This window comes from Streptomyces sp. S4.7 (genome assembly GCF_010384365.1).
Taxonomy (GTDB): domain Bacteria; phylum Actinomycetota; class Actinomycetes; order Streptomycetales; family Streptomycetaceae; genus Streptomyces.
On record NZ_CP048397.1, the window covers coordinates 2,465,765 to 2,490,438 of the forward strand.

A 24,674-nucleotide genomic window follows, 5' to 3' on the forward strand; every position below is an offset into this window, starting at 1 on the left:
TGCCCGATATCGGGCAGGATTCTTGCAAAGGGCCTGATTCGCCCGCAGTATCTACGGGTGCTCGAACGCCGTTCACCCTCGTCCCACGACGACCTCGTCGACCATCTGGTCCGCAGCACCGCGCTCCCGCGCGGGGAGGCGGCCCGGGTGGTCCTGGACGTCCTGGCGTACTTCGACGAGACCACCGAGGAGTTCGTCCGGCGCAGGCACCGCGAGCTCCAGGGCGGCGGCGCCCAGAACCCGGAGATCTTCGAGCGGATCGCGGCCGAGCTGCCGCACCGCGCGGTGGCGCCGCCGGAGCTGTCCCTCAGACAGCTCCGGCGCATCGTCTACGGCTGAGCGCGCCGTGGGGCCGCCCACCGGCGCCTCACGCACACCACGGGACATTGACGCATCGACGGATGGGCAGAGACTGATATGTGCGGGATCGTCGGTTACATCGGAAGGCGTGACGTCGCTCCACTGCTGCTTGAGGGCCTGCAGCGGCTGGAGTACCGGGGTTACGACTCCGCGGGCCTGGTCATCACCGGCAAGGCGGCGGCGGGCAAGCCCGCGGCCCTGAAGATGGTCAAGGCCAAGGGCCGCGTCCGTGAGCTGGAGTCCCGCGTCCCCAAGCGCTTCGCCGGCACCACGGGCATCGCCCACACCCGCTGGGCCACCCACGGCGCCCCGAGCGACGAGAACGCGCACCCGCACCTCGACCCCGAGAACAAGGTCGCCCTCGTCCACAACGGGATCATCGACAACGCCACCGAGCTGCGCGTGAAGCTGGAGGCCGACGGTGTCGTGTTCCTCTCCGAGACCGACACCGAGGTCCTGACGCATCTCATCGCGCGCTCGCAGGCCGAGACGCTGGAGGAGAAGGTCCGCCAGTCGCTGAAGCAGGTGGAGGGCACGTACGGCATCGCCGTCCTGCACGCCGACTTCGCGGACCGTATCGTCGTCGCACGCAACGGCTCGCCCGTCGTCCTCGGCATCGGCGAGAAGGAGATGTTCGTCGCCTCCGACGTCGCCGCGCTGGTCTCCCACACCCGCCAGGTCGTCACGCTGGACGACGGCGAGATGGCCACCATCAAGGCCGACGACTTCCGTACGTACACCACCGAGGGCTCCCGCACCTCGGCCACGCCGACCACCGTGGAGTGGGAGGCCGAGTCGTACGACATGGGCGGCCACGACACGTACATGCACAAGGAGATCTCCGAGCAGGCCGACGCCGTGGACCGGGTCCTGCGCGGCCGGATCGACGACCGGTTCTCCACGGTGCACCTCGGCGGCCTCAATCTGGACGCGCGGGAGGCGCGCGGGGTGCGGCGCATCAAGATCCTCGGCTGCGGCACCTCGTACCACGCGGGTCTCATCGGCGCCGGGCTCATCGAGTCGCTGGCGCGGATCCCGGCGGACGCCGAGCCCGCGTCCGAATTCCGCTACCGCAACCCCGTCGTGGACCCCGACACGCTCTACATCGCCGTGTCGCAGTCGGGTGAGACGTACGACGTCCTGGCCGCCGTGCAGGAGCTCAAGCGCAAGGGCGCCCGGGTGCTCGGCGTGGTCAACGTCGTCGGCTCGGCGATCGCCCGCGAGACCGACGGCGGTGTGTACGTGCACGCGGGCCCCGAGGTCTGTGTCGTCTCCACGAAGTGCTTCACCAACACGGTCGTGTCGTTCGCGCTGCTGGCTCTGCACCTTGGCCGGATCCGCGATCTGTCGGTCGCCGACGGCAAGCGGATCATCGCGGGGCTGCGCAGGCTGCCCGGCCAGATCGAGGAGATCCTCGGGTCCGAGGCCGAGATCAAGAAGGTGGCGGAGGAGTACGCGGATGCGAAGTCGATGATGTTCATCGGCCGCGTGCGCGGCTATCCGGTGGCGCTCGAGGCCTCCCTGAAGCTCAAGGAGATCTCGTACATCCACGCCGAGGCCTATCCGGCGTCCGAGCTGAAGCACGGACCGCTCGCGCTCATCGAGCCGGCGCTGCCGACGGTCGCGATCGTGCCGGACGACGACCTGCTGGAGAAGAACCGCGCGGCGCTGGAGGAGATCAAGGCACGCAGCGGCCGGATCCTGGCGGTCGCACACCAGGAGCAGCCGAAGGCCGACCAGACGATCGTGGTACCGAAGAACGAGACGGAGCTGGACCCGATCCTGATGGGGATTCCGCTTCAACTGCTCGCTTATCACACGGCGTTGGCGCTGGGCCGGGACATCGACAAGCCGCGCAACCTCGCGAAGTCCGTGACGGTGGAGTAGCAACCCGCGGCGCTGGAACCGCGACTGACGTCGGATCGGTACGGCTGCGGGTGCCGCCGTCGGCGCGGCTGCGGATCGGTACGGCCGCGGGGAGGCGGGGCTAGGGTCTGTCGTTTGGATCAGGCCGGATCAGGGAGCGGGGTCCGGTGCGTGCGATCGCAAGGCGGAGGAGGGAGACAACGCGGAGCGTTGGCGACCGACGACAACGCGGCGGGCGTGCGTGCCAGGGACCGCGAGCCCGGCAAGATCCGAACGACAGACCCTAGGGGATGACCACGACGGGCCGTTGGGCCCGTCGTGCCAGCCGCCCCGCCACCGTGCCGAAGATGCGTCCGACGATGCCGTGCGTCGAGCCGACGACGATCGCGTCGGCCGAGTACTCCTGGCCGACCTCTTCGAGCTCGTGGCAGATGTCGCCACCGCGCTCGACGAGGATCCACGGCACCTCGGTGAGGTAGTCGGCGCAGGCCAGTTCGAGACCGAGGACTTCGGTGCGGTGGTCCGGGACGTCCACGAAGACGGGGGGCTCGCAGCCCGCCCAGACGGTGGTGGGCAGCCGATTGGCCACATGGACGATGATCAGGGCCGAGCCTAGCCTGCGGGCCATTCCGATGGCGTACGCGAGCGCGCGCTCGCTGGAGGTCGAGCCGTCGAAGCCGACCACCACTCCGTGCCGGAAGGCGGGATCGCAGGAGTGGCGTGTCTCTTCCGCCGCTTGCAGGTCCGACGCGGGGTCGGTCAGCTGCTCGCGGTCAGCGGGTTCGGGGATTTCGTGACCGGCCATCGATGTCTCGGCGAAGAGGGTCCTTGCGTGAAGGAGCAACAGTTGACGTGGCAACGGAGCTGTGTCTGGGAATCATCTTCCCAACCCCTTACCCCCAAGGGTACGGCGACACTCCTCTTCTGCCCATGCGCCGCCGCTCCACACGCGGCGTCCCAGGGAGCATGCCCGAGGCCGTCAGGGATCGCAACGCCGGATGGCACGTACACAGGGACGCGTACAGGCGGCCTCGACACGCCGCGCACCGGGGCCCCGGGCGCGGGCCACCCGGGGGGTGGTAAGTGACCGGACGGCCGGACGCCTCGTTGATCATGGGTCCCCCGTGATGGCTGCGGTCACTCCAGTCACCACGGCCACCCCCGTCACCAGGGAGCTCACGTGTCCGTACGACCGCACCACCACGACTCCCCCTCGGGACCGGACTCCCCGTCGGCCGCCCCGGCCGCGTCCGCCGCCACCGTCACCGCACCCGTCGCACCCGCCGTCCCCGCCTCGCCCACCGCCACCGCCGACTCCGCCGGCGATGTGGTTCGCTGGGCCGCGTTCAGTTGTCTGCTCGTGCCGGTCGTGCTTGTCGTATTCGGTACGTCGGTCGGCGGAGCCGCCGTACCGGCGCTCCGTCCGGGTTCGGCGTACGGCGGGTAACACCAAGTCCCGGGGGGCGCGTCAGGGCGCGCGGGCACATGACTGACGTGCGCCGGGCGATTGGCGCTTCCTGGCCCGCACACCCGTAAATTTTCAGCCAACTTCACCCCTGCGACCGATCCTTGGCGAAATGGCCTGTCAACCCCCTTGCCACCAGGGCAGAGAGGTCCTTTCCGGCCGCGAACGGCCTACGGGGACGGGCCATGCACGCGAGGCGCACTTCCCTGTGAGCCGCCTGAGTGGAACGCTTCGTGATCGAATGCTTCGCGCCAAGTTGCCTTGTCGACATAGCGCTGGATAGCGAACTTGTCACGCCGGCACCACGGGACACAGTAGATTCGATCATGAGTATCGAAGACTGGGGTCCCGTGCAAAACCGAGGGGAATCGTGCAGGAGCGAAAGACCCGACACGAACGGGGAGACGAGAACACCGAGGGGGGCTTAGCGCCATGAGCCAGGACTCCATTGCCGCACCGGAGTCAGCACGAAAGCTTTCCGGCCGCCGCCGCCGAGAAGTCGTCGCAGTGCTGCTGTTCAGTGGTGGGCCCATCTTCGAGAGCTCCATCCCGCTCTCCGTGTTCGGCATCGACCGTCAGGATGCCGGGGTCCCGCGATACCGGCTGCTCGTGTGCGGTGGGGAGGAAGGTCCGCTGCGCACCACCGGCGGCCTCGAACTCACCACGCCCTACGGCCTGGAGGCGATCGGCAGAGCGGGCACGGTGGTCGTCCCGGCCTGGCGGTCGATCACCTCGCCGCCGCCGCCCGAGGCGCTCGACGCGCTGCGCCGCGCGCACGAGGAAGGCGCCCGGATCGTCGGACTGTGCACCGGCGCGTTCGTGCTCGCCGCGGCCGGTCTGCTGGACGGCCGCCCGGCGACCACGCACTGGATGTACGCGCCGACGCTCGCCAAGCGGTATCCGTCCGTCCATGTCGATCCGCGCGAACTGTTCGTGGACGACGGCGATGTGCTCACCTCCGCGGGCACGGCGGCCGGAATCGATCTGTGTCTGCACATAGTGCGTACGGATCACGGGACCGAGGCCGCCGGGGCACTGGCGCGCAGGCTCGTCGTCCCGCCGCGGCGCAGTGGCGGTCAGGAGCGCTATCTCGACAGGTCTTTACCAGAAGAGATCGGCTCCGACCCGCTCGCCGAGGTCGTGGCCTGGGCGCTGGAGCATCTGCACGAGCAGTTCGACGTGGAGACTCTGGCCGCCCGCGCCTACATGAGCCGCAGGACGTTCGACCGCCGCTTCCGTTCGCTCACCGGCAGCGCGCCGCTCCAGTGGCTGATCACGCAGCGCGTGCTCCAGGCGCAGCGGCTGCTGGAGACCTCCGACTACTCGGTGGACGAGGTGGCCGGCCGCTGCGGCTTCCGCTCACCGGTGGCGCTTCGCGGGCACTTCCGGCGTCAGCTGGGCTCGTCCCCCGCCGCGTACCGGGCCGCCTACCGGGCCCGCCGTCCGCACGGGGACCAGCTCGCGCCGACGGCGATGGAACAGGTCGTACCGGCGCAGCCGTCCCCGCACGCCCGGCGGACGGCGGCGGCCACCGCGCCGTCCGGTTCCGCGACGGCCTCGTCGACGGTGCCGGAGCCGGTCAAGTCCTACTCGGAGGCTTTCGCCGCCGGCCAGGGCCGCCCGAGCCTGCCCGGCCAGAGGAGCGCACCGTAGGGTAAGGCGCATGAACGATCGAATGGTGTGGATCGACTGCGAGATGACCGGGCTCTCGCTGACGGACGACGCACTCATCGAGGTGGCCGCACTGGTCACCGACTCGGAGCTGAACGTGCTCGGCGAGGGGGTCGACATCGTCGTGCGTCCCCCGGACGCGGCGCTGGAGACGATGCCCGAGGTGGTGCGGCAGATGCACACCGCCTCGGGCCTCCTCGACGAACTGGCCGGCGGCACGACCCTGGCCGAGGCCGAGGAGCGGGTGCTGGAGTACGTGCGCGAGCACGTCAGGGAGCCCGGCAAGGCGCCGCTGTGCGGCAACACGGTCGGCACCGACCGCGGCTTCCTGCTGCGGGACATGCCGGAACTGGAGGGCTACCTCCACTACCGGATCGTCGACGTCTCGTCGGTCAAGGAGCTGGCGCGCCGGTGGTACCCGCGCGCCTACTTCAACAGCCCCGAGAAGAGCGGCAACCACCGGGCCCTGGCGGACATCCGTGAGTCCATCGCGGAGCTGCGCTACTACCGTGAGGCGGTCTTCGTGCCGCAGCCCGGCCCGGACTCGGACACGGCGAAGGCGATCGCGGCGAAGCACGTGCTGTGAGCCGCGGGGCCCGCCGCCGGATCCACCGGGGGCGGTCCACGGGCCCGCCGAAACTCGGGCGCGAGCACCCTCGCGGACCCTGTACACTTTTTCTCGGCCGGTCGGGTACGCAATGACCGGGCGTGGTGGGTATAGCTCAGCTGGTAGAGCACCTGGTTGTGGTCCAGGATGTCGCGGGTTCAAGTCCCGTTACTCACCCTGACGGAAGAAGGGCCGGTTCGCGTGAGCGGACCGGCCCTTCGTCGTGTCGCCGCCCGGTCCCTTGACACCTCCTGTGCGAGCGGGGACGCTCGACCCGGCGTGGGAGCGCTCCCATTTCCCGTCCGAGGCCGGGTGCGGCCCCGCCCGGGCCGGTCCAAGGAAGGACGTCATGCGCACACACTCCCGCACGGCCCGGCGGCTGGCGGGCCTCGTGGCCGAGCCCCCGGGCAGTGCCGCGTACGACGGGGGCACGAGCGGCGGCTGGGGCGGCGGGACCACGCTCACGGTGGGCGTCTTCGGGGCCTTCGGTCTCAAGGAGGCCGGGCTCTACGACGAGTACATGAAGCTCAACAGGGACGTCGTCATCAAGCAGACGTCCATCGAGCGGAACGAGAACTACTACCCGCAGCTCCTGACCCATCTGGGCAGCGGCAGCGGTCTCGCCGACATCCAGGCCGTCGAGGTCAACAACATCGCCGAGATCACCGCCACCCAGGCGGACAAGCTCATGGACCTGGGCCGGACCGAGGGCGTGCGGAAGGACAGCTTCCTGCCCTGGAAGTGGTCGCAGGCCACCACCGCCGGCGGGAAGACCGTCGGCCTCGGTAAGGACATCGGGCCGCAGGGCGTCTGCTACCGCAGGGACCTCTTCGCCGAGGCCGGGCTGCCCACCGACCGCACGGCCGTGGGGAGGCTGTGGGCGGGCGACTGGCGGAAGTACCTGGCGGCGGGGAAGCTGTACAAGGCTCGGGCGCCCCGGGGACGGTCTTCGTCGACTCGGCGGCCGGGGTGATGGCGGCCATCACCGGTGGGCACGAGAAGCGCTTCCACGACGCGGACGGCCAGGTCGTCTACAAGACCAACCCGGCCGTACGAGGGGCCTGGAACACCGCCGCCGAGTTCGCCCGCGCGGGGCTCACCGGCAGGCTCCAGCAGTTCACGCCCGCCTGGGACCAGGGCTTCGCCAACGCCACCTTCGCGACCGTCTCCTGTCCGGCCTGGATGCTCGGCTACATCCGGCGCAATCTCCGGATCGCCTGGACCGACGCCAACATGGGTACGGCACTGTTCAACACGGTCCTGGTGGCGGGGACGGTGGCCGCCGGGACGGTGCTGTTCTCGACGCTCGCGGGCTTCGCCTTCGCCAAGCTCCGCTTCCGGTTCAAGAACCTGCTCCTGCCGCTGGTGATCGGCACGATGATGGTGCCGCCGCAACTCGGCGTCGTACCCCTGTACATGCTGATCGCCGAGCTGTCCTGGACCGACCGGCTCCAGGCCGTCGTCCTGCCCACCCTGGTCAGCGCGTTCGGGGTGTTCCTCATGCGCCAGTATCTGCTCCGGGCGCTGCCGACCGAGCTGGTCGAGGCGGCGCGCGTGGACGGGGCGAGCAGCTGGCGGGTCGTGTGGCACGTGGTCTTCCCGGCGGCGCGGCCCGCGATGGCGGTCCTCGGGATGCTGGCCTTCGTGATGGCCTGGAACGATTTCTTCTGGCCGATCATCGCACTCACACAGAACGGCAACCCGACGGGTCAGGTCGCGCTGACGGGCCTCGGCCGTGGCTGCATCCCCGACCAGTCGGTGATCATGGCCGGTGCGCTGCTCGGTACGCTGCCGCTGCTGCTGGCCTTCGTGATCTTCGGCAAGCACATCGTCGGTGGCATCATGACAGGCGCGGTCAAGGGCTGACCGCGCGTTTTCCTCGACCCGGAGCGCATCCATGTCCCTCAGTTTTCCGTCCGACTTCATATGGGGCACCGCCACCGCCGCCTATCAGATCGAGGGCGGCGCGCGGGAGATCGGCCGTACCCCGTCGATCTGGGACACGTTCAGCCACACACCCGGCAAGGTCGAGAACGGCGACACGGGTGACACCGCGGCCGACCACATCCACCGCCGGGCCGAGGACGTGCGCCTCATGGCGGACCTCGGGGTGAACGCGTACCGCTTCTCGGTCTCCTGGTCGCGCGTCCAGCCCATCGGGCGCGGCCCGGCCGTACAGCGCGGTCTCGACTTCTACCGCAAGCTCGTCGACGACCTGCTGGAGCGCGGCATACGGCCCGTCCTGACCCTCTACCACTGGGACCTGCCGCACGATCTGGAGACCGCGGGCGGCTGGCCGGTGCGCGAGACGGCGTTCCGGTTCGCGGAGTACGCGCGGATCCTCGGCGACGCGCTCGGCGACCGGGTCGACCGGTGGGTGACTCTCAACGAGCCCTGGTGCAGCGCGTTCCTGGGGTACGCCTCCGGGGTCCACGCGCCGGGCCGTACGGATCCGGTGCTCGCGCTGCGGGCCGCGCACCATCTCAACCTGGGCCACGGGCTCGCCGCCCAGGCGCTGCGGACCGTGCTGCCCAGACGGGCGCAGATCACCGTCTGCCACAACGCGGCGGTGGTGCGGGCCCGTTCGCAGTCGCCGGAGGACCTGGACGCGGGGCGCCGTATCGACGCGCTGGCGAACCGGATCTTCACCGGGCCGATGCTGTCGGGCGCCTACCCCGAGGACCTGTTCAAGGACACCGCGCGGATCACCGACTGGTCCTTCGTGAAGGCGGACGACGCGGTGACGATCCATCAGCCGCTGGACTGGCTGGGGATCAACTACTACACGCCGCACCTGGTCTCGGCCGCGACGGACACCGGAGCGGACGCGTCCCGCCGCGACAGCCACGGTCACGCGCACGGCGAGGGCGAGAAGTCGCCGTGGCCGGGCGCGGAGTCGGTGACGTTCCATCAGCCGCCGGGCGAGGTAACCGAGATGGGCTGGTCGGTCGATCCGACCGGGCTGTACGACGTGCTGATGCGCTACACCCGCGAGGCGCCCGACGTGCCGCTGGTGATCACCGAGAACGGCGCGGCGTACGACGACAGGCCGGACGCGGACGGCGTGGTCCACGACCCCGACCGCATCCGTTTCCTGCACGGGCACCTGTCGGCGGCGCACCGGGCGATGGCCGACGGGGCGGATGTACGTGGCTACTTCCTCTGGTCGCTGCTGGACAACTTCGAGTGGGAGCGGGGTTACGGGAAGCGGTTCGGGGCGGTGCACGTCGACTACGGGACGCAGGAGCGCACCCCGAAGTCGAGCGCCCGCTGGTACGCCCGCCTGACGGAGACGGGCATCCTGCCGGACCCGCCCGCGTAGACCTGTGGCCCCGGAGCGCCCGCGGGCTCGCGCGGCCCCGCCGGCCGTGGTGACGGGGGCGCGCCCCGGCCGGGTGGGGGGTGGGGTGGGCCGGCCGGGACGCGGGGGGTGGCGACCGGTGGGGGACGGCAGCCGTGCGGTTCGTACGGTCTCGCGGCAGCACGCTAGCCGCCCCGATCCGGACAAGTCACCGATACCGGACGGGCGTTGCCGTTCTTGAGGCCCCCTTAAGGAACCATTGGGAGCGGATTAATGGTCCGCGGGCCGCAGGCCGTTCCCCCGCCGCCGCAGCCGGTGCCCGCGGCGCTCCCCCGTGGACCGCGTGGAGCGCCGCCCGCCGAGCCCGATCCAGATCCGCACCTCCGTGCCGCCGAGCACGGAGCGCCCGATCCGTACGTCCCCGCCGGTCGACTCCGCGACCCTGCGCACGATGTCGAGCCCGAGCCCCGTGGAGCCCTCGCGGGCCCCGCTGTTGCCGCGTACGAGTGCCGCCTCGGGGTCCGCGATCCCGGGTCCCGCGTCCGAGACGAGGACGATCACGGCGTCTTCGGCGTGGTGGACGTCGACGGCGAAGGCGGTGCCCTCCGGGGTGTGCCGGAAGACGTTGCCGAGCAACGCGTCGAGGGCGGCGGCCAGTTCGGGCCGGGCGACGGGGATGCGTACCGGCCGGCCGACCCCGGCCAGCCGTACCTTCCGGCCCTCGTCCTCGGCCAGCGCCGACCAGAAGTCCATGCGCTCGCGAATGACCTCGGAGACCTCGCAGCCCACTCCCGGTGTCGTCGCGCGGGTCTGCGGCTTGGCTTTGCGGGCCGTACGGATGATGGTGTCGACCTCGCGTTCGAGCTGCGCGACGGCCGCCCGCGTCTGGTCGGCGGCCGGACTCTCGCCCAGCGACGCGGCGTTGAGGCGCAGCACGGTGAGCGGTGTGCGCAGGCGGTGCGAGAGGTCGGCGGCCAGTTCCCTCTCGTTGGCGAGGAGTTGGACCACCTGGTCGGCCATCGAGTTGAAGGCGATCGCCGCGGACCGCAGCTCCGTCGGACCCTTCTCCGGGACCCGTGCGCCGAGTCTGCCCTCGCCGAGGTCATGGGCGGCGCCCGCGAGCCGCTGGGCCGGCCGCACCATCCGTACGCCGAGCCGGTCGGCCACGGCGACCGACCCCACGACGAGCGCGACGCCCACACCGGCGAGCACCAGCCAGGCGGTGGCGACACCGTTGGACACCTCGTCCTCGGGGACGAACACCTCGATGATGGCGATCTTGCCGGTGGAGATCGCGATCGGCTGGAGCAGCGCGGAACCGCCGCTGACCTCGGCGATCGAGGCCCTGCCCAGCCGCTCGGTGGCGCGCAGGTCCTTCTGTGCCGCCCGGCGGGTGCCGATCTCCATGGGCAGGCCGCCCGGTTCGCCGGAGGCCGGCACATGGACGGCGAGGTGTCCGGTGTCGCCGATGGGGCTGGACCGGACGGCCCACTCCAGTTGTTCGCGGCCCTGTGCGATGGAGAGCACCGGGCCGAGGGTCGCGGCCTGCCGTTCGGCGTTGGAGAAGGCACGGTCCTTGGCCATCTCCTTGATGACGAGACCGAGCGGGACGGCGAAGGCGAGCACGACCATCGCGGTCACCGCCAGCGAGACCCTGACCAGCGCCCATCTCATGACAGGGGCTCGTGCGCGCCGGAGCCGGCCACCGGCGCACCGGGGGCCGGCGGCTCCAGCTTCACGCCGACGCCGCGCAGTGTGTGCAGATAGCGGGGCCGGGCCGCCGTCTCGCCCAGCTTCCGCCGCAGCCAGGACAGATGGACGTCGATGGTCTGGTCGTCGCCGTACGACTGCTGCCACACCTCGGCCAGCAGTTCCTTGCGCGCGACGACCACACCGGGCCGTCCGGCGAGGAAGGCGAGCAGGTCGAACTCCCGCCGGGTCAGATCCAGCCGTGCGCCGTCGAGTTCGGCCTGACGGCGCAGCGGGTCGATGGCGAGGCCGCCGACGCGGATGACGCGCGAGAGCGGGTCGTCGGTGGCGAGGGCTCGCGAGCGCCGCAGCACGGCGGCCATCCGGGCCGACAGGTGTTCCACGGAGAACGGTTTGGTGAGGTAGTCGTCGGCGCCGTCGTTCAACAGCCGTACGATCTCCGCCTCGTCGTCCCGTGCGGTGGCGATGATCACCGGCACGTCGGTGATCCCGCGCAGCATCTTCAACACCTCGGATCCGTCGAGATCGGGGAGTCCGAGGTCGAGGATGACCACGTCGAAACGGAAATGGGCGACCTCGCGCAGTGCCTCCAGGGCGGTACCGACGCTCCGTACGGTGTGGGAGGCCTCGGTCAAGTGCCTGATGAGGGCGGAGCGCACGAACTGGTCGTCCTCGACCACGAGCACACTTGGCATGGGCGGCACCGTACGCCATTCGGGGGAGCCGAGGTCGGAAGGCGGACGGGACGGGGACGGGGACCGCGGACGGAGGGACAGGGGTGGGGCGGGTGGTGCAGTATGGCCCCGATGCGCAGAGGACTCGTACATGCCATGGCGTGGACGCTCGCGACCGGGGCGGCGGTCACGCTCTCCTGGTGGGGCGTGCACACGGTCGTCGTGGGCACGGTGTACGACAGACCCCGGGCGCTTCCGATCACCGGGGACAGCGCGACGACGCAGCGCGCCCGGCCGCAGTCCTCCTCGACGCACCGCCCGCCGAGCCCGCCGCCCTCGCCGTCACCGCGGACGCCCGCGCCGGCCGATACCCCGGAGTCCTCCGGGACGCCGGACGGCAAGGCGTCGGCGACCCCTCCGGCGAAGACCCCGGAGAAGAACGGGCCGTCGGATCCGGACACCGGCCCCGCCACACCGGGGAACGTGAAGAGCTATCCCGTCGACGGCGGACGGGTCGTCTTCGATCTCGGCAGCCACTCGGCGGAGCTGGTCTCGGCGACGCCGGAGGCCGACTGGCAGATGCAGGTCTGGAAGCAGGACTTCTGGATCCGGGTGACGTTCACCCGCGACGACCGGGAGATCTCGGTCTTCTGCACCTGGCACGATTCCGCGCCCCGGGTCCAGATCGACGAGCGGTGAGTGTCCTCAGGCGCCGGACGGGCTCAGGTCCTGTCTTCGAACTGGCGTCGTCCGCCCGCAGGGCGGGGCTCACGACCTCTGGTGCGTGCGATCGCAGGACGGAGGATCGCATCCGTACCGGGCGTACTCGGGCGAGTCCGACAACGCAGCGGCGTGCCAAGCGTCGTGAGCCGGACGCCGGTGTGAAGACAGGACCTGGGGGACGTCCGTTCAGTCGAACGTACCCGGCGGCGGTACGGGTGACGGCTTCGCGTTCGCGTCGGTGACCACCACCGCGCCGCCCGTGAAGTCCGTGAGCGACCGCCCGTGTTCCACCCGCCCCGGATGCGGATCGCCCGCGACCCGGCGCGTCAGCTCCGCGACCGGCAACTCCCGGTCCGACGCGAGGAGTACGGCGTTGCCGAAGCGCCGGCCGCGCAGTACGGCCGGGTCGGCGGCGAGCGCCAGTTCCGGGAAGACGGTGGCGGCCGTGGCGATCTGGGAGCGCAGATGGGCGAGCGGCGGCCCGTCGGCCAGGTTGGCCGCGTAACCGCCGCCGGGCGCCAGCACGCGCCGTACGTCGGCGAGAAATTCCGCGCTGGTGAGATGCGCCGGGGTACGGGCCCCGTCGAAGACGTCCGTGATCACCAGGTCCGCCCAGCCGTCGGGCATCCTGGCGAGCCCGGCGCGTGCGTCGGCGGAGCGGACCCGGATCCGGGCGCCCGGATCCAACGGCAGCTCCCTGCGGACCAGTTGGACGAGGCGCGCGTCCAGCTCCACGATCTGCTGCGTGGACCGGGGGCGGGTGGCCGCGACGTAACGGGCGAGGGTGAAGGCGCCGCCGCCGAGGTGCACGACGTGCAGCGGGCGGCCGGCGGGAGCGACGAGATCGGCGACATGGCCGAGTCTGCGCTGATAGGGGAAGGAGAGATGCGCCGGGTCGTCGAGGTCGACGTGGGACTGCGGGGCGCCGTCGATCAGCAGCGTCCGGGCACGGGGACGCTCACGGTCGGGCACCAGTTCGGCGAGGCCGCCGTCGACCGGCTCGGTGGCGGTGTCGTGCCCCGTCCCCGCCTCGGGGACACCTCGTCCACGCCGTCTGTTCCTCGCCGCCGGGTTCTTCGCCACCGGCCCATTGTCACCCGGCCGCGGTGGTCGGCGACGCGGGCGACGGCCACTGCCGGTGCTCGCTACTGGTGACCGTCGGCCGCCTCGATCAGCCGCGCCGCCTCGCCGAGGGCCTCACGCAGCACTGCCGGGTCGGTGACCTCACCGGTGCCGGCGTCGGGCGGCAGCAGCCACGCGCCGCCGGTGAGGGGCGGCTCGGCCGGCACGCGCAGTCCCCGGCCGGCCGTCTCCGTACACGCGCTGCCGGGCATGTCCCAGCCCGCCGCCGTGCCGGGAGGTACCAGGAAGCCGAGGTTGTCGCAGGTGCCGTCGAGGACCACGGGTCCCACCGCTGGAGCCTCACCCGAGCCACGGCGCAGGATGTCGACGGCCTCCAGCCCCTGGCGGGCCGGGACGGTCACCAGATCGCAGGGCACACCGTGGCCCCCGCCGGAAGCGCTCGCGGGCGACTCGCTCGCCTCGGCCGAGGGTGCGCGCCGAGCAGTCGCCCATGGGCCGTCACTGGTCTTCATACCGACCTCCAACTTCAACAAGGAAACCCCTCCTCGTCGAGTGGAGACACGTTGCGCGTCTCCGCATGGTTCAACGCGTCGGGGCGTCAACAGCAACGGCACGGGTCCGCCGCAAAGGATGGCAGTTCATGGCAGATCGTGGGTGAGATATCCGGTTTGTAGCCAAACACCGTGTAGCCAACTGGTCACAACGGGTACCTTCTTGGACGCCGGACCGCCGGAACGCCGGAACGCCGGAACGCCGGAACACCGGGGACGAGGTGAACCGGCGCGCAGGACCAACGTGTCCAAGGAGAGGTCTCGGCCATGGTGTCGACCCCGGCAGTTCCCAATCTCGCCTTCCGCCGGCTGCGCGGCCCTCGCTCGCCGGGGGAGTTCGCCGCGGCCGTGCGCAGGGCCGCCCGGGAGACAGGTGAACAGGTCGCGTGCGACGCACGTTATATCGGACGGGTGGAGGCCGGCGAGATCCGCTGTCCCAACTACGCGTACGAACGCGTCTTCCTCCATATGTTCCCCGGCCTCACCCTGGCCGATCTGGGCTTCTCGCCCCGCGACACCGTGCGCGGCAGGGCGTCCGGAACCAGGGCCGACGTCCGTACGGCGCCGGCCCCCGACCCGACCCCGGTGCGCGGCGCTACCGGTGACACCAGCGAGGAGAGCGACGTGCTGCGTCGCGCATTCATGACCAACGGCACCGCGACGATGGCGGGGGCCTGTCTCGGCCTCGACATCGGCGGTGCGCACGCCACCGCCGGGACCGGCCCCCGGCAGTTGGGCGAGGCGGAGATCAACGCGCTGGAGGAGGCGGTACGCCGGATCAGGCTGCTGGACGACCGGCACGGCGCCGACGGGCTGTACCGGCGGGCGGCGCAGCCCCTGCGGACCGCGTACGCGCTCCTCGACGCGGGCACGGCCACCCGTGGCGCGACGGCCGACCGGCTGCACGCGAGCGCGGGCGAACTGGCGATCTCGGTGGGCTGGCTGGCCCACGACTCGGGCCGGTTCGACGACGCGCGTTCGCACTACGCGGAGGCGCTGGCCACCGCACGGGTCGCGGGTGATCCGGCACTTGAGGCGCACGCGTTCTGCAACACGTCGTTCCTGGCGAGGGACGGGGGCCGGCACCGTGAGGCGGTGCGCGCGGCGCAGGCCGGCCGGCGCGCGGCGTCGGAACTCGCCTCGCCGCGACTGCTGTCGCTCCTCGCGCTGCGCGAGGCGGGCGGCTGGGCCGGGCTCGGGGACCGTACGGGCTGCGAGCAGTCCCTGGGGCAGGCGCACACGTTCTTCGAGCGGGGTCCGTCGGACGACGACCCCGAGTGGATGTCGTTCTTCGGCGAGCCCGAACTGGAGGTGCTGGAGGCGCAGTGCCGGGCGGCGCTGGGCGACTGGTCGGCGGCGGCCCGGCACGCGTACCGGGCCACCGTCCTCCTGGACCCGCACTTCACCCGCAATCTCGCGCTCTACCGGGCGGAGTTGGCCTCGAACCTGGCGCGCGCGGGCTTCCTCGACGAGGCCGCCGCGGCCGGGCACCGGGTGCTGGACCTGATGGACGAGGTCCAGTCGTCCCGTATCCAGGGCATGCTCGCGGGCATGGTCCGGGTGCTGCTGCCCAAGGGGCGCACGGCGGAGGTGGGCGGCTTCCTGGACCGCCACGCGTCGTCGGCCGCGACGGCGCGCAGGGCCTGACCTAGGGCCCGTCCGGCGTTCGGGGACAGCCGGACCTCAGCCCGCCAGATGCCCCGTGTCGTTCCAGATGTCGATCGCGGGGGCCCCGTACGCCCAGTCCAGGACCGACAGTGACGTCGGCGCCAGACGGATCCGGGAGGCGAAGGACACGTCCTCCCCCAGCCATCGCGCGCCGATCGCGCGCAGGATGTGGCCGTGTGCGAAGACCAGTACGTCACGGTCGGCCGAGCGGGCCCACGCCACGACCTCGTCGGCGCGTGCGGCGACCGCGGCCAGGGTCTCGCCGTCGGGGACGCCGTCGCGCCAGATGAACCAGCCCGGCCGCACCGCCTGGATCTCGGCCGGGGTCATGCCCTCGTACGCGCCGTAGTCGAACTCCATCAGCGCGTCCCACTCCCGCGCCCGGCCGCCGAACCCCGCGAGTTCGCACGTGTCGCTCGCGCGCAGCAGCGGGCTGGTGCGGATCTCCGCGTCGCGCAGGCCGGACCACGGCTCCCGGTGCAGCCGCTCCCCCAGCAGCTCGGCGCCGCGCCTGCCCTCGTCGAGCAGCGGGACATCCGTCCTCCCGGTGTGCCTGCCGGACCGCGACCACGCCGTCTGACCGTGCCGGGCGAGGAGGATGCGCGGTGCCATGGGAGCTCTCCCTGAGGTTCACAACAGGTGCCCTCCCATCATCCCGTACCTGAACGCGGGGCAACCTCCGGGACGATCTCGGCGTCCCAATGGGCAGCCCTCGGTGAGGCCGCGGAGGCCCCGTCGCCGCACCAGGGTCCGTAGGGGGACCCCTCGCATACGTGCGATCGCCTACACCGTACGGTTGAACGTCGGCGGAAGGCCGCGTAAACACATTGAGGGAGAGCGTCCGGATGCCGCAGATCGTCCATGCGCGCACCGCCCACCGGCCTCGCTGGTGGGCCGAACTGCTGCTCCTGGTGGTGGTTTACGGGGCGTACTCGGCCGGGAGACTTCTGGCGCGCGGCGACGTGTCGACGGCTGTGGACCACGGTCTGGCGATCCTGCGAATAGAGAAGGCGTTCTTCCTGAACGCCGAGCATCCGCTCAACAGACTCTTCACCAGCACGCCGGCCATCGGCATACCCGCCGACTTCGCGTACGCCTCGCTGCACTACCTCGTCACCCCCGCCGTGCTGATCTGGCTGTTCCGCCGCCGCCCCGCGCGGTACCGCGCCGCACGGACCTGGCTGATGCTCTCCACGCTGCTCGGCCTGATCGGCTTCACCCTGCTCCCGACGTGCCCGCCGCGGCTGCTCGACGCGTCGTACGGGTTCGTCGACACGATGGCCCAGTACAGCTCGTACGGCTGGTGGGGCGCCGAGGCGAGCGCGCCGCGCGGACTGGGCGGGATGACCAACCAGTACGCCGCGATGCCGAGCCTGCACGTCGGCTGGGCACTGTGGTGCGGGGTGCTGCTGTGGCGGCACGGCAGGACGCCGCTGATGAGGGTCCTCGGCATCGTCTACCCCCTGCTGACCGTGATCGTGGTGATGGGGACGGCGAACCACTACTTCCTCGACGCGGTCGCCGGCGGCCTCGTGATGGGGGCGGGGGCGCTGCTGACGGCGCCCGCGCTGCGGGCCGCCGACCGGGCCCGGACGCGCGCGGCCGACCGGTACGCGTTCGTGGGCGGGCTCGCGCGGCTGCCGCTCGTGGCGGGACCGGGACAGCGATCGGTGCCGGGTCAGCGGCGTCAGTCCGTCGAGGTCGTGAAGTCCACGGTCGTGACGTCCCCTGCCTCGAACTCCCCGAACCTTCCGGGCAAGTCCGCGGTGGCCAGGTCCCCGGTCAAACCTCCGAATGTCAGTGACGGATGCGAGACTTCCGCGGGTGAGCGATTCCCCGGGCAGCGCACCCGCACCAACAGCAGCACCGGCACCCCCGGCAGTGGCGGAGCCGCGACCGACGACGCTCCGGCAAAGACTCGCTGAGCTGCGCGGACCGGACGTCGCGCCGCATCCGCTGGATGCCCGTGCCCTGGCCGCCCTGGCCGCCAATCCCGGCTGCGGACGCCGTGCGCTGCTGGACGGCGCCGGGGTCGACAAGACGGCACTCGCGGCGGCGCTCGGCTCCCCCGCCCCGTTCGGACAGTCGCAGTTCGCGTTCATGCGCGGCAACGCCTTCGAGGCGCGTGTCAAGGCCGACGGCGGCACGGAGTTGATGCGCCTGCTGCACGAGCGCATGGGCGCGGGTTCGCCCGCGCCGGTGCCCGGTGAGGTGCGTGTCCCGGACCTGTCGGCGGCCGGCCCCGAGGGGCGCGCGGCGCGTACGGCGCTGGCGCTGCGCGAGGCGACCGCCGCCGGGGCCGGGGCGTGGACGCTGCTCGTGCACCCGCTGCTCGCACTGGAGGTGGCGGGCTCGCCCGCCTATCTGGAGCCGGACGCCGTGGTGGTGCATCCGGACGGCCGGTGGACGGTCGTGGAGATCAAGTCCTTCCCGATGATCGACAGTTCGGCCGACGCGTCGAAGGTGGGCGCCGCCGCGCGGCAGGCTGCCGTGTACGTGCTGGCGCTGGAGCGGGTCGCCGACCGGGTGACCGGCGCCCGCGTGGACCACTCGGTGCTGCTGGTCTGCCCCAGGGACTTCTCCAACCTGCCGACCGCGTCGGTCGTCGACGTACGCAAACAGCGTTCGGTGACCCGGCGGCAGCTGACCCGGCTGACCCGGATCGAGGACATCGCGGCGACTCTGCCGGAGGGCACCAGCTTCGATCTGGAGCGGTGCTCGCCCGCCGAGCTGACCGCGGCGGTCGACTCCGTGACGGCGGCGTACGCACCGGAGTGCCTGGCGGCCTGCGAGCTGGCCTTCCACTGCCGGGGCCGGGCGCGCTCCGCCGGGGCCGTGGAGGCGCTGGGACGGGGCGTACGGGGCGAGTTGGGCGGTCTGACGACGGTCGGCGCCGTCCTGGCGGCGGCGCGCGGTGAGACGGTGCCGGGGACCGCGGACGACGATCCGACGGTGGTGGCGCTGCGGCGGGCCGCCGCGCTGCGCGCCGAGGCGCTGGAGTCCGTCCCCGAAGGCACGGTCGCCGTATGTCGCTGATCAGCACACTGGCCCGGCTGGAGGCGGTGGAGAGCGGGCGCGCGCAGCCGCTGGCCACCGTGTGCCATCGCCGGCTCTCGGCGCGCCCGCTCGTGTTCGTCCCTCTCACCACGGCCGGTGAGGCCGGCGCCCCGCTGGGCGCGCTCGTGGGTACGGACCGTGATTCGCCCCGGCTGCTGACCGTGGCGCAGCCGCGCGACCGCGATCTGCGCTTCGCGTTCCTCGCCGATCTGGCGGAGGTGCTGCTGCCTCATCTGGACGCCTACGCGGACGACGTGGAACCGGCCGAACGCAGTGAGACCGACCCGGAGACGGGCAAGCGCGTCAAGGTGGAGGTCGATCTGTGCGTGGACGCACCGCAGTTGATCGTGCCGAACCGGCCGGGTGTGAACTTCGTACGGCTGCTGGGGCGCTCGATGCGATTCCGGCGTACGGCGGAGCAGGACCCGGACACGCCGTATCCGGCGCCCGTGCGCGTGCCGCTGCTGGGCCGCTGGCTGACGCACTACGGGGAGCGGGCGCGGGTGCCGGGGTCGTCACTGCTGCTGGCCGCGACCGATCTGCTGAACAGGCACTGGGCGACGGGGCAGTCCACTCTGGAGGACCAGCACCTGGGGGCGCTGCTGGCCTGGATCGACCCGCCGCCGGACGGCGGTTCGGGCCGGGACGCCGCGCTGCGTGCGGAGACGGCACGGGACGGCCGTGGCCAGTTGCTCTGCCCGCCGGCGGGTCCGGCGACGGACCCGGCGTTCGACAACAGGCTGCTGGCACCGGCGATCGACGCGTACGACCGGGCGCGGCAGTCCCTCGGGGCGGCGCAGGACGGGCTGGGCGCGGACGAGCAGTTGGGGCGGCTGACGAGGGCCGAGCGGGAGATCCGGGCGCTGCTGGAGAGCCAGGCGCGGCCGACGTGGGACGCGGTGTGGCGGGGGCTGGACCTGCTGCGGGAGCTGCCGGAGGGGGCGCGGGTCGCCGACCGCTGGACGCGCGACCGCTGGTCCTTCACCGGCCACCGTGACCGGGTGCGCTCCGGTGAGCCGCCGCAGCCCCGGCACGACGACGCGGTGACGGCGGCGCAGAAGCTCGCCTCGCGGGAGACGGCGCAGGGGCAGCTGGAGGCGCAGGAGGCCCTGGACGACCCGCTGGTGCTGGCCGGGCGCAGGCTGTCGGGCGAGGCGTTCATCGGCGAGGTGACGGACGTGGTGATGGCCTACAGCGAGAGCAGGCGCCCCAGCCCGCGCCCGCTGATCACGCTGTACAGCGAGGACAGTCCGCAGCTGGGCGTGCGCACGAAGGTCTACCGGTCGCTGGACGGCAGACCGCAGTCGGCCGAGTTCGTGGGGTGGGACCCGGCCGGGGACGGCACGCTGGTGGTGCGGCTGACGGACCGGATGGGCCGCGGCAAGGAGCCGGCCGAGGGCTCGCTCCCGGAGAAGGGCGACCGGATCGCCTGGACCTTGTTCGAACACGACCAGCGGGGCGGGCCGAAGCTGCCGTCGACGGAGGAGACGCCGTGGACGCACGGGGGTCCGCCGGGCGTTGAGGGGGCGGGTGCCGTCACGGCCGCGGTCGCTGTCGCCCCGGACACGGCTGCCGGTGAGGCCGCTGAAGCGCCACCGCCACTGCCGCTCCCTGATCCGGTGACCGAGGAGGACTTCCTGTGACCGCCGCCGTCGTATCCGACCGGGCCGGCTTCGACCCGGGCGCCGAGGCCGCGCGGGCCACCGACGCGATCCTGCACGACACGTTGCACGGTGCGTACCGGGGCGTGGTCGTCGACTCGCCGCCCGGTGCGGGCAAGTCGACGCTCGTGGTGCGCGCCGCGCTCGAACTGGCCTCGGCGGGGCGGCCGTTGATGGTCGTCGCGCAGACCAACGCCCAGGTCGACGATCTGGTCACGCGGCTCGCCGAGAAGGCACCCGACCTGCCGGTGGGCCGTCTGCACAGCAACGACCCGGATCCGTACGACCCGTCGCTCAACGAGCTGCCGTCCGTACGGAAGTCGGCGAAGGCGGGCGATCTGGCGGGCCTGGACGTGGTCGTGTCGACGGCCGCGAAGTGGGCGCACGTGCAGGGCGTCGAGCCCTGGCGGCACGCGATCGTGGACGAGGCGTACCAGATGCGTTCGGACGCGCTGCTCGCCGTGGCGGGGCTCTTCGAGCGGGCGCTCTTCGTGGGGGATCCGGGCCAGTTGGACCCGTTCAGCGTGGTCGGCGCCGATCAGTGGGCGGGGCTCACGTACGACCCGTCGGCGAGCGCGGTCGCCACACTCCTCGCGCACAATCCCGAACTGCCGCAGCACCGGCTGCCGGTGTCGTGGCGGCTGCCCGCGTCGGCCGCGCCGCTGGTGTCGGACGCGTTCTACCCGTACACGCCCTTCCGCAGCGGTACGGGCCCGGCGGACCGGCGCCTCACCTTCGCCGTGCCCTCCGACGGCTCGGGCCCGGACCGGGTGGTGGACGAGGCGGCGGCGTCCGGCTGGGGTCTGCTGGAGCTGCCCGCGCGGCGTACGCCCCGTACGGACCCCGAGGCGGTGCGGGCGGTGGCCCTGGTCGTCCGGCGGCTGCTGGACCGGGGCGGCGCGACGGTCGGCGAGCGCGGCCCGGACGCGGCGCCGCTGACGGCCGACCGCGTGGCGGTGGGCACGGCGCATCGCGACCAGGCGGCGGCGATCCGCGCGGCCCTCGCGGAGCTGGGGGTGACGGGTGTGGCCGTGGACACCGCGAACCGGCTCCAGGGCCGTGAGTTCGACGTCACAGTCGTCCTGCACCCGCTCTCGGGCCGCCCGGACGCGACGGCGTTCCACCTGGAGACGGGCCGCCTGTGCGTGCTCACCTCACGGCACCGGCACGCCTGCATCGTGGTCTGCCGCGCGGGCGTCCCGGAACTGCTCGACGAACACCCCTCGACGGAGCCGGTGCAACTGGGCGTGACGATCAAGTTTCCAGATGGCTGGGAGGCGAACCACGCGGTGCTCTCCCACCTCTCCGAACACCGCGTGCCCTGGCAACAGTGAGGCACTCTTGCGCGGGGCGGGACAATGGACGGTGGCCGAAACGGCACGTACGGCGTCACACACGCCCCCACCAGGAGCAGCAGGAGGAACACATGGCGGAATCCGAGTCGAGTCAGCGACGGCTGCGGCCCGCTCCGCTGCTGTTCGAGCCCTCCGAGGCCGCCGCCGATCCCGAGCACTTCTTCGATCTGGAGTCGATCGACGACCCGGGCGCCCTGCTGGACCGGGCCACCGAGCTGACGCTCGCCTTCCGGGCGGCGACCGACCGGGCCGTGGAGTTCCAGGCCGTCGCCGCCGCGCAGCTCGCCGATCCCCGGCGGTTCGACCGGCTGACGCCCGCCGACATCGCCGAGCGGGCCCAGTGGACCGAGGACTACGCGAAGAAGATGGTGGAGTTCGGGCGCGATCTGATGCGCAACGGGCGCACGCCCGGGGAGTGAGCGGGCGCAATTGAAAGCTGCCCGCCCCTCTGGCATATGCCGGGCCTTAGGTTACGCCGTCCCGCCCCACCCTGTCCCGGTTTCGCGCAACTCCCCGGAACGGGTCGATTACTCCAGGTAGATGTAGTCGTCATGAGCGCATGGCTGCGAGATGAGTCCCCTCTGAGTCCGGGGTCCTGCGACGACGAGCGCCGGACCGACGTCTTCACCTACCTCCGCGAGGAAGGCCGCCACCACAGCGCGCAGGTCACCGCCGCCGGCGCCGGATGGCTCGCCTCCGCGGGACCGTACCCCCGCTCCACGCTCTCCCTCTGGGAGGCCAGGCCGACGGCCCCCGGCGTGCTGCCCTGCGGCGTCCTCTTCGACATCGTGAACGTACCCGCCGTCTTCGGCAGGCGGATGCTCGACCGGCTCTGGTCCGACGGGCCGGGCTCCGGGCCCGTCGCCACGCACCGGGGCCGCATGATGCTGTTCGCGGCCCCCGGCACCGCCCAGCGGCTGCCCTCCCTGCTGTCCTGGGAGGAGTGGGGCCGCTCGGTCCCCGAAGGCGCGCCGCCGAGCGTTCCGCCGCTGCTCTGCCACGGTTCCGGTGACGCGGTGACCGTACCGTCGCTGCTTCCCGCCTTCGGGCCGGCACCGCGCTGGGTGGTGGCCCCCGACACCCGCCACCCGTGGCTGCCGGGGCCCGAGGTCCTGCTGTGGGCCTGCGTACGGGCGAGCCGACCCACCCCGCGGACGGCGGTCCCCCGCCCACGGAACGGCTCGGTGTCCAACCTGCCGGGTACCCGCCCCTGAGCAGCGCTCCAGCGCCTTCCGGGGCCTGTCATATCGATTTTTCTTCGCACCGATCCTGGTGCTAAGGTCTACGACGTCAGCAGGCGCCGCTAGCTCAGTTGGTTAGAGCAGCTGACTCTTAATCAGCGGGTCCGGGGTTCGAGTCCCTGGCGGCGCACAGACAGGAGAAGCCCCTCGCGAGAGCGAGGGGCTTCTTCGTGTCCCCCCGCCCGCCCCGCCCCTCTCCCCCTCACACCCCCGTCGTCACCTTGACCGTCCAGGCTCCCGCCCGCGTACGGTCGGCGACCTCCACCTTCGTCCCCTCCCCCGGCACCGTGAACGTCTCCCCCACCCCCAGCGGCGCGTCCGCCAGCGGCGGGTAGACCGACTGGTCCCAGCAGGCCTCGCTGTCCGGGTGGGTGTCCACCACTTCGATGGGGCCGCCGCCCGACTCCGTCTCCCCCCGCACCCGGTAGATCAGCACACCCTCGGTGCACGTGGTGGCGTCGTTGCCGGTCGAGCCGCGCGCCTCGATCGCGAGGGCCGAGTGCTCGCCCGTCCTGACCACCGCGAGCCGGGTCCCGGCGCCCGCGCCGGCCGCGGGCGCCGCGCCCAGCGGTTCCAGGGTGAGCATGCTGCTGCCGGTGGGCTTCACACAGCTCACCTGCCGCCCGCCGAGCCAGCCCAGCTTCCACTTGTGCCAGCCGAACAGGTCCGGCGACAGGCCGAACTGGCTGCCCATCACGTCCCAGTCTCCGACATGGGTGTCCCAGTCGCCCTTGCCGTCGGTGGGCCGGTGGTAGAGGTCCGGCAGGTCGAAGACGTGCCCGGTCTCGTGGGCGAGCACGTTGCGGTCCGGCGGGTGCCGCTCGAAGACGGTGACGACGCGCTTGATGTCCGTACCGTCCGCGGTCAGCGGATGATCGAAATTGACCACTTTCGTCGCGTCGGAATCCACACCGGGCGCGTCCGGGTCCGCGACCAGGTAGACGACGTCGTACCGCGAGAAGTCGATCACCGGATCGGCGACCGCCAGCGCGTCCCGCAGATACGCCGTGCGCATCTGGGGCGCCCAGTCGCGCTTTATGACGTAGTCGGTGGACGCCCGCGGCATGTCGATCCACTGGAGCCGGGGATGCGGGTGCAGCGCGAACTTCCCGTACGAGGCCCGCTCGAAGAATCTGCTGGTCGCCGGGAAGTGGTCGGCCACCAGGTCGGCGGGCTCGATCCGGGGGGCCGCGTCCGGGAAGGACAGGAAGACCATGACCGCGTCGAGGGTCCTGGCCGGGCGCGGGTAGGAGGCGTTCCACGTGTCGAGGCCGAGCGAGTGGTGCGCGGTGGTACGCGGGAGGGCACAGGGTCCTGCGGGGTCGGCGACGGCGGGGCCTGCCACCAGTGAGGTGGCGGCGACCGCGACGAGGGAGGTGAAGGCCGCGGCCGTACTGCGCAGGCGCGGCCGGTCCACTCCCCCGGGTGTCAGGCGACGCTCCACGTGGACCTCCGGCTGCGGAATGCGGGACAGCTCACCCACTTTCCGTCCTTTTACTGCGGTACGCCCTGTTCCGCTGGCCCAGTTGGGTGAGCGGACCGACACCCCCGGCGGATCACGGAAAGTCACAATCGATCAGGTCGACGACAGGTCGGGCCACAGGCGCGCAGAAACGATCGTCCGCCGATCGGCGTCGACCTCGCGCGCCCCGGTTCACCGTCGGAGAGCTGGAACGGCCGA

Annotated in this window: 23 protein-coding genes and 2 tRNA genes; 18 read left to right on the plus strand and 7 right to left on the minus strand. The window is 72.0% G+C overall.

All coding sequences use genetic code 11. The features are described from left to right. The first annotated feature begins 57 nt into the window (after nucleotides 1-57). Both SSPS47_RS10780 and glmS read left to right on the plus strand, forming a co-directional pair. A complete protein-coding gene (locus tag SSPS47_RS10780) occupies nucleotides 58-339 on the plus strand; it encodes a hypothetical protein (protein ID WP_078077226.1) in 282 nt (93 codons plus the stop codon). Between the two features lie 78 nt (nucleotides 340-417). Next, entirely contained in the window at nucleotides 418-2,247 is a 1,830-nt protein-coding gene (glmS, locus tag SSPS47_RS10785; protein WP_164250599.1) for a glutamine--fructose-6-phosphate transaminase (isomerizing), read from the plus strand. Between the two features lie 262 nt (nucleotides 2,248-2,509). Here the strand turns inward: glmS and SSPS47_RS10790 are convergent, their stop codons facing one another. After that, nucleotides 2,510-3,031, minus strand: a complete 522-nt coding sequence (locus SSPS47_RS10790; RefSeq protein ID WP_078077224.1) for a universal stress protein — start codon at nucleotides 3,029-3,031, stop codon at nucleotides 2,510-2,512. Between the two features lie 375 nt (nucleotides 3,032-3,406). Between SSPS47_RS10790 and SSPS47_RS10795 the strand changes: the two genes are divergently transcribed. The 7 genes from SSPS47_RS10795 (at nucleotide 3,407) to SSPS47_RS10825 (ending at nucleotide 9,291) form a co-directional block, all read left to right on the plus strand. Next, nucleotides 3,407-3,673: a hypothetical protein gene (locus tag SSPS47_RS10795; protein ID WP_164247415.1), complete on the plus strand. Its 267-nt coding sequence runs from the start codon at nucleotides 3,407-3,409 to the stop codon at nucleotides 3,671-3,673. Nucleotides 3,674-4,123: 450 nt separating this feature from the next. Next, the gene (locus SSPS47_RS10800) at nucleotides 4,124-5,344 is read left to right on the plus strand and encodes a helix-turn-helix domain-containing protein (RefSeq protein ID WP_164250601.1); all 1,221 of its coding nucleotides are present in this window, start codon (nucleotides 4,124-4,126) and stop codon (nucleotides 5,342-5,344) included. Nucleotides 5,345-5,354: 10 nt separating this feature from the next. Further along, nucleotides 5,355-5,948: an oligoribonuclease gene (gene orn / locus SSPS47_RS10805; protein WP_164250603.1), complete on the plus strand. Its 594-nt coding sequence runs from the start codon at nucleotides 5,355-5,357 to the stop codon at nucleotides 5,946-5,948. Between the two features lie 125 nt (nucleotides 5,949-6,073). Next, nucleotides 6,074-6,146 (plus strand) — tRNA-His (locus SSPS47_RS10810). 172 nt (nucleotides 6,147-6,318) lie between these two features. After that, nucleotides 6,319-6,942, plus strand: coding sequence for an extracellular solute-binding protein (locus tag SSPS47_RS10815; protein WP_164247417.1), 624 nt, complete (start codon nucleotides 6,319-6,321; stop codon nucleotides 6,940-6,942). Further along, the gene (locus SSPS47_RS10820; protein WP_239064845.1) at nucleotides 6,942-7,835 is read left to right on the plus strand and encodes a carbohydrate ABC transporter permease; all 894 of its coding nucleotides are present in this window, start codon (nucleotides 6,942-6,944) and stop codon (nucleotides 7,833-7,835) included. The genes SSPS47_RS10815 and SSPS47_RS10820 overlap by 1 nt, the downstream gene beginning before the upstream one ends. A gap of 31 nt (nucleotides 7,836-7,866) precedes the next feature. Continuing rightward, nucleotides 7,867-9,291, plus strand: coding sequence for a family 1 glycosylhydrolase (locus SSPS47_RS10825; protein WP_164250605.1), 1,425 nt, complete (start codon nucleotides 7,867-7,869; stop codon nucleotides 9,289-9,291). Nucleotides 9,292-9,540: 249 nt separating this feature from the next. Here the strand turns inward: SSPS47_RS10825 and SSPS47_RS10830 are convergent, their stop codons facing one another. Both SSPS47_RS10830 and SSPS47_RS10835 read right to left on the minus strand, forming a co-directional pair. Then, nucleotides 9,541-10,944: a HAMP domain-containing sensor histidine kinase gene (locus tag SSPS47_RS10830; RefSeq protein ID WP_164250607.1), complete on the minus strand. Its 1,404-nt coding sequence runs from the start codon at nucleotides 10,942-10,944 to the stop codon at nucleotides 9,541-9,543. Beyond that, a complete protein-coding gene (locus SSPS47_RS10835) occupies nucleotides 10,941-11,675 on the minus strand; it encodes a response regulator transcription factor (RefSeq protein WP_164250609.1) in 735 nt (244 codons plus the stop codon). Before SSPS47_RS10835 ends, SSPS47_RS10830 begins: the two co-directional genes overlap by 4 nt. 102 nt (nucleotides 11,676-11,777) lie before the next feature. Between SSPS47_RS10835 and SSPS47_RS10840 the strand changes: the two genes are divergently transcribed. Next, a complete protein-coding gene (locus tag SSPS47_RS10840) occupies nucleotides 11,778-12,353 on the plus strand; it encodes a hypothetical protein (RefSeq protein WP_164250611.1) in 576 nt (191 codons plus the stop codon). A 210-nt stretch (nucleotides 12,354-12,563) separates the two neighbouring features. Here SSPS47_RS10840 and SSPS47_RS10845 read toward each other — a convergent pair whose 3' ends face one another. Beyond that, complete coding sequence (locus SSPS47_RS10845) at nucleotides 12,564-13,352, minus strand: fused MFS/spermidine synthase (protein WP_239065241.1); 789 nt, start codon at nucleotides 13,350-13,352, stop codon at nucleotides 12,564-12,566. Between the two features lie 170 nt (nucleotides 13,353-13,522). After that, on the minus strand, nucleotides 13,523-13,972 hold the full coding sequence (locus tag SSPS47_RS10850) for a hypothetical protein (RefSeq protein ID WP_239065242.1): 450 nt from the start codon (nucleotides 13,970-13,972) through the stop codon (nucleotides 13,523-13,525). A 306-nt stretch (nucleotides 13,973-14,278) separates the two neighbouring features. On the opposite strand from SSPS47_RS10850, the gene SSPS47_RS10855 reads away from it, so the two are divergent. Continuing rightward, nucleotides 14,279-15,658, plus strand: coding sequence for a tetratricopeptide repeat protein (locus SSPS47_RS10855; RefSeq protein WP_164250615.1), 1,380 nt, complete (start codon nucleotides 14,279-14,281; stop codon nucleotides 15,656-15,658). A 36-nt stretch (nucleotides 15,659-15,694) separates the two neighbouring features. On the opposite strand, the gene SSPS47_RS10860 is transcribed toward SSPS47_RS10855, so the two are convergent. Continuing rightward, nucleotides 15,695-16,291, minus strand: a complete 597-nt coding sequence (locus SSPS47_RS10860; protein WP_164250617.1) for a histidine phosphatase family protein — start codon at nucleotides 16,289-16,291, stop codon at nucleotides 15,695-15,697. Nucleotides 16,292-16,524: 233 nt separating this feature from the next. Between SSPS47_RS10860 and SSPS47_RS10865 the strand changes: the two genes are divergently transcribed. From SSPS47_RS10865 to SSPS47_RS10895, 7 genes are all read left to right on the plus strand, one after another. Further along, complete coding sequence (locus SSPS47_RS10865) at nucleotides 16,525-17,604, plus strand: phosphatase PAP2 family protein (RefSeq protein WP_164250619.1); 1,080 nt, start codon at nucleotides 16,525-16,527, stop codon at nucleotides 17,602-17,604. After that, nucleotides 17,561-18,715 (plus strand): hypothetical protein, encoded by a 1,155-nt coding sequence (locus SSPS47_RS10870; RefSeq protein ID WP_239064846.1) that lies wholly within the window; start codon nucleotides 17,561-17,563, stop codon nucleotides 18,713-18,715. Before SSPS47_RS10865 ends, SSPS47_RS10870 begins: the two co-directional genes overlap by 44 nt. Further along, entirely contained in the window at nucleotides 18,706-20,379 is a 1,674-nt protein-coding gene (locus SSPS47_RS10875; protein ID WP_164250622.1) for a hypothetical protein, read from the plus strand. The genes SSPS47_RS10870 and SSPS47_RS10875 overlap by 10 nt, the downstream gene beginning before the upstream one ends. Continuing rightward, entirely contained in the window at nucleotides 20,376-21,731 is a 1,356-nt protein-coding gene (locus SSPS47_RS10880) for an AAA domain-containing protein (RefSeq protein ID WP_147875429.1), read from the plus strand. The genes SSPS47_RS10875 and SSPS47_RS10880 overlap by 4 nt, the downstream gene beginning before the upstream one ends. A gap of 92 nt (nucleotides 21,732-21,823) precedes the next feature. Then, nucleotides 21,824-22,171, plus strand: coding sequence for a hypothetical protein (locus SSPS47_RS10885; protein WP_164250624.1), 348 nt, complete (start codon nucleotides 21,824-21,826; stop codon nucleotides 22,169-22,171). A gap of 132 nt (nucleotides 22,172-22,303) precedes the next feature. After that, nucleotides 22,304-22,966 (plus strand): hypothetical protein, encoded by a 663-nt coding sequence (locus SSPS47_RS10890; RefSeq protein WP_239064847.1) that lies wholly within the window; start codon nucleotides 22,304-22,306, stop codon nucleotides 22,964-22,966. 83 nt (nucleotides 22,967-23,049) lie between these two features. Further along, nucleotides 23,050-23,123, plus strand: a tRNA-Lys gene (locus SSPS47_RS10895). A 72-nt stretch (nucleotides 23,124-23,195) separates the two neighbouring features. Here the strand turns inward: SSPS47_RS10895 and SSPS47_RS10900 are convergent. Beyond that, on the minus strand, nucleotides 23,196-24,467 hold the full coding sequence (locus tag SSPS47_RS10900) for a M6 family metalloprotease domain-containing protein (protein WP_239065243.1): 1,272 nt from the start codon (nucleotides 24,465-24,467) through the stop codon (nucleotides 23,196-23,198). Between the last annotated feature and the right edge of the window lie 207 nt (nucleotides 24,468-24,674).